The 5,802-nt window shown below is 44.5% G+C and carries 11 protein-coding genes and 1 pseudogene; 1 reads left to right on the forward strand and 11 read right to left on the reverse strand.

Annotation, left to right across the window (positions count from 1 at the left end):
* Positions 1-118: 118 nt before the first annotated feature.
* The 7 genes and pseudogenes from xisR to kilR all read right to left on the reverse strand — a co-directional run.
* A pseudogene (xisR, locus tag K0778_RS24490) lies at positions 119-331 on the reverse strand (excisionase family protein); the annotation flags it as partial.
* A 78-nt stretch (positions 332-409) separates the two neighbouring features.
* Positions 410-619 carry a double-strand break reduction protein RcbA gene (rcbA, locus tag K0778_RS24495; protein WP_063084424.1) on the reverse strand — a complete coding sequence of 70 codons (210 nt, stop codon included), beginning with the start codon at positions 617-619 and terminating at the stop codon, positions 410-412.
* Entirely contained in the window at positions 612-806 is a 195-nt protein-coding gene (gene ralR / locus K0778_RS24500; RefSeq protein WP_001317028.1) for a type I toxin-antitoxin system endodeoxyribonuclease toxin RalR, read from the reverse strand. Before ralR ends, rcbA begins: the two co-directional genes overlap by 8 nt.
* Positions 807-862: 56 nt before the next feature.
* A complete protein-coding gene (gene recT / locus K0778_RS28700) occupies positions 863-2,761 on the reverse strand; it encodes a recombination protein RecT (RefSeq protein WP_072651387.1) in 1,899 nt (632 codons plus the stop codon).
* A gap of 101 nt (positions 2,762-2,862) precedes the next feature.
* Positions 2,863-3,138 (reverse strand): protein RacC, encoded by a 276-nt coding sequence (locus tag K0778_RS24515; protein ID WP_000632297.1) that lies wholly within the window; start codon positions 3,136-3,138, stop codon positions 2,863-2,865.
* Between the two features lie 74 nt (positions 3,139-3,212).
* Positions 3,213-3,383, reverse strand: coding sequence for a YdaE family protein (locus tag K0778_RS24520; RefSeq protein WP_001352098.1), 171 nt, complete (start codon positions 3,381-3,383; stop codon positions 3,213-3,215).
* Positions 3,383-3,604: a killing protein KilR gene (gene kilR / locus K0778_RS24525; protein WP_000560223.1), complete on the reverse strand. Its 222-nt coding sequence runs from the start codon at positions 3,602-3,604 to the stop codon at positions 3,383-3,385. Before kilR ends, K0778_RS24520 begins: the two co-directional genes overlap by 1 nt.
* Positions 3,605-4,044: 440 nt before the next feature.
* Between kilR and K0778_RS24530 the strand changes: the two genes are divergently transcribed.
* Positions 4,045-4,533, forward strand: a complete 489-nt coding sequence (locus tag K0778_RS24530; RefSeq protein WP_001312793.1) for a superinfection exclusion B family protein — start codon at positions 4,045-4,047, stop codon at positions 4,531-4,533.
* Here K0778_RS24530 and K0778_RS24535 read toward each other — a convergent pair.
* From K0778_RS24535 to K0778_RS24545, 4 genes are all read right to left on the reverse strand, one after another.
* Complete coding sequence (locus tag K0778_RS24535) at positions 4,530-4,685, reverse strand: YdaF family protein (RefSeq protein ID WP_001169151.1); 156 nt, start codon at positions 4,683-4,685, stop codon at positions 4,530-4,532. The genes K0778_RS24530 and K0778_RS24535 overlap by 4 nt on opposite strands.
* 10 nt (positions 4,686-4,695) lie before the next feature.
* Complete coding sequence (locus K0778_RS27970; RefSeq protein ID WP_000233809.1) at positions 4,696-4,830, reverse strand: phage protein; 135 nt, start codon at positions 4,828-4,830, stop codon at positions 4,696-4,698.
* Between the two features lie 254 nt (positions 4,831-5,084).
* Entirely contained in the window at positions 5,085-5,504 is a 420-nt protein-coding gene (locus K0778_RS24540; protein WP_000362155.1) for a hypothetical protein, read from the reverse strand.
* Between the two features lie 140 nt (positions 5,505-5,644).
* A partial coding sequence (locus tag K0778_RS24545; RefSeq protein ID WP_213131679.1) for an IS1 family transposase occupies positions 5,645-5,802 on the reverse strand: 158 nt, incomplete at its 5' end.

A 5,802-nucleotide genomic window follows, 5' to 3' on the forward strand; every position in this document is an offset into this window, starting at 1 on the left:
TATAACGAATGGCATCCGCATAGTGCACTGGGTTATCGCTCGCCACGGGAATATCTGCGGCAGCAGGCCAGTAATGGGTTAAGTGATAACAGGTGTCTGGAAATATAGGGGCAAATCCAGAGTCTTTGATAAACTGATTTATCTTTGGATAGTTGTACCAGATAATCCCTCGTTTGCTGTCTGGCTTACCTAAAGGAGATACTCGTTTGAAGTGGAAGCCCTCCACCCAACAGTTCTGGCGGTATGCTTCAATTTGTCTGGCCCCCAGACCAGTGCGAAGCATCAGGCCGTATTCAACCATCCACTCTTCATTAAAGATTACTTGTGCCATCGCATCACCTCTGGCAGGCGCCAATGTTAGACTGAAATTGACGCCCGATGTTGATTATTAATAATCAGCTATGAAGTTTTAATTTGAATACAATGCAATTCTCGAGGACTGAAGTTTCTCGCAATTAAAATTTATCAGTTTTACTTTCTGCTCTCTGGAAACGCCTGCTTCTTTTTTACCTGAGAGCATTTTTTCGCATTCTGATTTCGTTAGTTTAGATTTTGAATATATTGTCCAGTTAGTAGGAGTGCCACCTTCCTTTTCAATAGTGGCGGTAATTTTATACATGAACACCTCCATTATTATTTCCAGTGGTTCGTTTATTCCATCTTTCGAGTGCTTCTTTTTCACTTCCACCATAACCGGTTCGGGATTCGCATCCGTTACACTTCGCTCGGTAATATCCTGAAATGGCTTTCACCGTTACTGATGGACAACCACAAAATGGACATGGTTTAACATTGTCATATCTCATAATTTTTCTCATAAAAAATATTTCAAGTTGGCGGTGCATTACACCGCCAGCCTGAATTATTCCTCTGAATTATCGATTACACTGTATTCCCCGGTTAATACAGAGGAATCTGCAGGATCGATTGTCAGTGGTTCCTTTTCATCCATTGATACTGCACGCTGGATCTCAATTGATACGGGCAGATATTTGAACAGGCGACGAATAGCCGTTTTCTTTGCCATTTCTTCCCAGTGAGTTACCCACGGCCCGTTATTACCAGCTTTACTTAGGCTGCGCACCAGCTCAATCTGTTTGCGCGTCATAACTTCAAACTGAGTACCTCCGTCTTTCAGTCTTGCGACAGCATAGACGTGGGTAACCGGGGCATCTTCGTTTTCTCCCGGGCGGTGTATTAACTTTTCATCAAGGCCAAATTCGAAGCTAAACTCGTCACCTTCACGGACAACACGGGCTGACAGGCTGGCGATTTGACCAGAACGGCGAGCCAGATCAATCATGCCGCGATAGCCAATGATTAGCTGAACGTTCTTTTTACCGCTCTTTTCGTTTTTATTACCAAAAGGCAGTAAATATGCATGACCGAGGGCGCTACCTGGCTCAAGTCCGAGCTGTGAACACTGTACGATCGCACTGACAAAACTCATAGTGTCACAGTTTCCTAACGCCGGAACTTTACGAATTTCTGTGGTGGCGATACGGATCATACGTTCAGCCGTCATATGGCGTGCGTCCGGTTCCATTGTTTCAGCCTCTCCCTGTTCAACTGCCGTTGTTCCAGATGGTTGCGGTTTTTCTTCATCATCCTGTTTTCCTTCTTCTGTTACTCGCTGCGGCATCGGGGCAGAGGAGCGACCGCAGGCAATATCCACGATTTCCGGATCAGGGTTGGCATGATCGGTTTCAGTCAGTACTTTGTTCAGATATTCAGTGACGTGCGCGGGGATGACCTCGATCCCAATTGGTGCTTCTTTTACGGACGCAACCACGATGGCGCGGGAATAATCCAGCCCGCCAGGCATGGTGATGAATTTGTCGCGGAAAACAGAAAAGGGCGGTTTATTTTCAGCGATAATTTCCTCAATGCGTTTAGCGTGTGCCGGATGAAGGTTATAGATGTCCAGATCCATTGAACGGGCCAGTACGCCAGTGGCTACGTCGCGCGCCAGTGACGTCAGATCGTGTACGAAACCTTCGCCGCGATCGGTGAGGTTTCCGCCGCCAGCATTAGCACCGGAAGCCGTGCGAGTGATGTGTGAAACACGATTACCCTTCATCCACTCTTTTGTCAGCAGTCCTCGATCGGTGTAGTCAGCGTTCAGGTATGCTTCGAAAAAAGCAGTTATCAGTCCCAGGTTTGAATTACCAGGATTAGGGAAAACTTTGTCAGTGTCACGAACCAGTTTGTGGAGTTCGCGAATTTCCAGCGGGTCGAGCAGGCTGGTTTTGTGGGAAACAGCCAGGGCAGTAACAGCCGGTAGTTCTTCAGCCCGAGCACTGTGTAATGCCTGGAGTCCGTCGCGTGAAACGTGCGTTACCGGTTTTTCGCTGCCGTGTTGAGCAAGCCAACGAATGGGCAGTTCCTGGCCAGAAATTGGGAGTAGCATATTCTCCTCAATCTCAGTCATGTCTTCGCCGTTGACGTTGGTATTGCCTTGATAGTGAGCGTTGTCTGGTGCTGCTCCCGGTTTTAGTTCCCATGTCATGGAGTCTTTGCTGAGTTGATAGCGTTCACTCCAGGTAAAATCGATCTCACCTTCAGCGGGCAGGTCATTAACGACAGGAAAATTCGTGGCAACAGCTTTAAAATAGCTGCTCAGTTTTTTACCTGACTTAACGATCAGGTAGTCCAGAGTGGCACAGGTCGATTCAAAATCGTTGCTTGCCCACAGGACGACGTCAGGTTCACCGGATGATTTTTTCGCTTTCCGTAACAGGAAGAGTGGTTTTGTGCTCATTGTTTTTTAACCTCAACTCAGATTAAAATTCGTTTTGTTCAGTGAATGATCTTGCCGGATACACACTGTTCATAGCCTGCGCCATACGCAGGCTATTTCTTTCAGATTTCACCTTTTAATTTCATTGCAATTAGAGTTGCCAGAAATTCGGCTTTTTTTTCTGCGGGCAGATTCTTTCCGATATGCACCAGGCACATTTTTTTGACACCTTCATCAAGTGTTTTTACGTTGCCTGATGGACCATCGATATCAACCACAGTGAATGGGGTTTCTTTATTTTCTGTTTTAATTACGTAGCCAATGCGCTTTCCTTCCAGATTCACCTCGTGAACAATGTCATCGGTAGTTACAACAGTGGCTTCATAATTGGTAATCATGTTTTTCTCCTTAATTAAGGTTGAGCGAATACCTGCCATTTCTGGCATAAATTCAGTTTCGAATAGTCAATTAATTAAAGTTCATGTGCCATCTGGTCTTTTTCGGCACAAGCTTCACTGCAATATTTTCTCGGTTCGTCTTTTGATAAAATCCCGTGCATGAAGTGAAGCATTCTTTCAATAGCTTTGCTTTCTTCAACGTCTTTTTTGCAAAGGTGGTAAGCACATTTTATTTTCTTAGTCATCACCATGACTCCGCCTTTACAGGTAAACCATCACGACCGAGGAAGACTTTAATCATGCGGTCAGTAATGCATGTTTTTGTGGTCAGGTTACGAATATATAGTTTTCGCTTTTTAATATTGTTTGCCGAGGCAATATATGTCCGGCCTTCATGAAGAACATAATCGCCAGGAGTCACACACTGACGTGGTATTTCATCAGTTCCGAAGTGATGTGCAATCATAATTATCTCCATTTTTACAAATGAACTTTGTTGATGCGGTGCCTGGTGCCTCCAGGTGACTGCAACCAGTTAACAATTACAGTCGGCTTTCCCACCCAAACCAATAAGGACTAACATGACTTTTAACTGTGCCACGTGCGCTTAGCCGCATTCACCGCATCACAAAATTCACTTTAAAAAGGGCGGACATCAGCCGAACTTCAAGAAAAAAACTGATGCCGCCAGGACTACACACAGCAATGTCGTTATTTACAACCGGAGGCGCACTCCACCATTTAAATTTAACAGACAAGACCGACTCTTTATGGATATCGGAAATGCGCCTTCGTGTTGTGCCCGGTTTTATTTCACCACCTCCGGGCTTCGGTGGTCTCGGCTATACCCCTACAGCGAGAGCTTGTGTTAACATTTCAATACCCTTACAGTTGAGAGTTATTGATATGTTGGATGTATTTACTCCATTGTTGAAACTTTTTGCTAACGAGCCACTCGAAAGACTTATGTATACGATTATCATTTTTGGTCTCACTCTCTGGCTGATACCGAAAGAGTTTACTGTCGCATTCAATGCTTATACTGAAATACCTTGGCTCTTTCAGATTATCGTTTTTGCCTTTTCTTTCGTGGTCGCCATTTCCTTCTCAAGATTGCGAGCACATATTCAAAAGCATTATTCATTACTACCAGAGCAACGAGTATTGCTTCGTTTATCTGAGAAAGAAATCGCTGTATTTAAAGATTTCCTTAAAACAGGAAATCTTATTATCACTTCTCCTTGCCGTAACCCGGTTATGAAAAAATTAGAACGGAAGGGCATCATTCAACATCAGAGTGATAGCGCAAACTGTTCTTATTATCTCGTCACCGAAAAATACTCCCATTTTATGAAGTTATTCTGGAACAGCAGGAGTAGACGTTTTAATCGTTAGCTTACTGTGTGCTTCTCCAACCATCGGCGCGCACCAGTTTCGGTTTTAAATGTTTTGCTTTTGGTATACGTCATGGCAGTGAACGTTCCATCCTGGTTGGGGAACACGCCGCACACCAGGGATTCGTTGTTGCCGAGGTCGATTTTTTGCATTTTGCGAATCTCACATCTTGTTGCTACGTATAGCGACTTCTGCCTGCCAGAGATCCCAGTCGTTGCTGCGTAAAGCCTGCACAGCCTGGTTGTAAGTGATACCGCAACAATCCATCAAATACTGAACTACTTCGTAATGCACCATCTTATCTCTCCCCTTAACGCCGGGTGGCGGAACTAACTGCTGCACTGCAAAATTTGAATCCCGCCGTCATGTTCTTACGCCTCGGGCTGGCTACTTAACCCCTGACCACTGCCTGGTAACTCGAAGTATTGCCCTGCATTCTGTGGGGCGGGGTGGGTTGGTATGAAAAGAAGGATACCCATAGGTATTTAAAAAGTAAATACCCATGGGTAACTTTTTGCGGTGTCTTAACTGGTGACTAGTTGTTTGGTGAGCTATGATGCGTTTTGTGCTTTCTTTTTACGGATTTCTTCGTAGATCATATTGTAATACTGTTTTTTCTCTTCAAGAGTTTTTAATAAGTTATCCGCTTCACTTTCTGGCAGTTCGTCTAAGAGATCTAAAAAAATACGTTGTCGTGGCGTTAGAACCCTTGTTTCATAACTGGAGGCTGTGTTCGTTGATGATGAAACGATACCATCCATCCATCCCCGGGGTAACCCAAAGGACTCTTCGATAATCTCCACCATATCATCAGCGATCCGTTTTTTTCCCTTTTTCCCCTCTGGGTACAACATTCTTGATACATAAGAAGGCTCGCGCCCGATCTTTCTGGCCACGTTAACCGCTTTACCATCGCATTTCTCATCACGAATTTTGATGAGTTGCTGTCGTCTAAATTCATATTTGTCCATAGGTAAATAATAGATGCGATTACTGCAAGGTAAACAACCTGTGGGTATTGACTTTTGTTTACCTATGGGTATTCTTTGCTGTGTTTACTAAGGAGTAGCTATGGAAGAATTAAGAATATTTCTCAGGTAATGACTCCAACTTACTGATAGTGTTTTATGTTCAGATAATGCCCGATGATCTTGTCATGCAGCTCCACCGATTTTGAGAACGACAGTGACTTCCGTCCCAGCCTTGCCAGATGTTGTCTCAGATTCAGATTATGTCGCTCAATGCGCTGAGTGTAACGCTTGCTGATAA

Origin of the sequence: Escherichia sp. XD33, from assembly GCF_019375075.1 — a bacterium.
In the GTDB taxonomy this organism is placed as follows: Bacteria; Pseudomonadota; Gammaproteobacteria; order Enterobacterales; family Enterobacteriaceae; genus Enterobacter; species Enterobacter flexneri_A.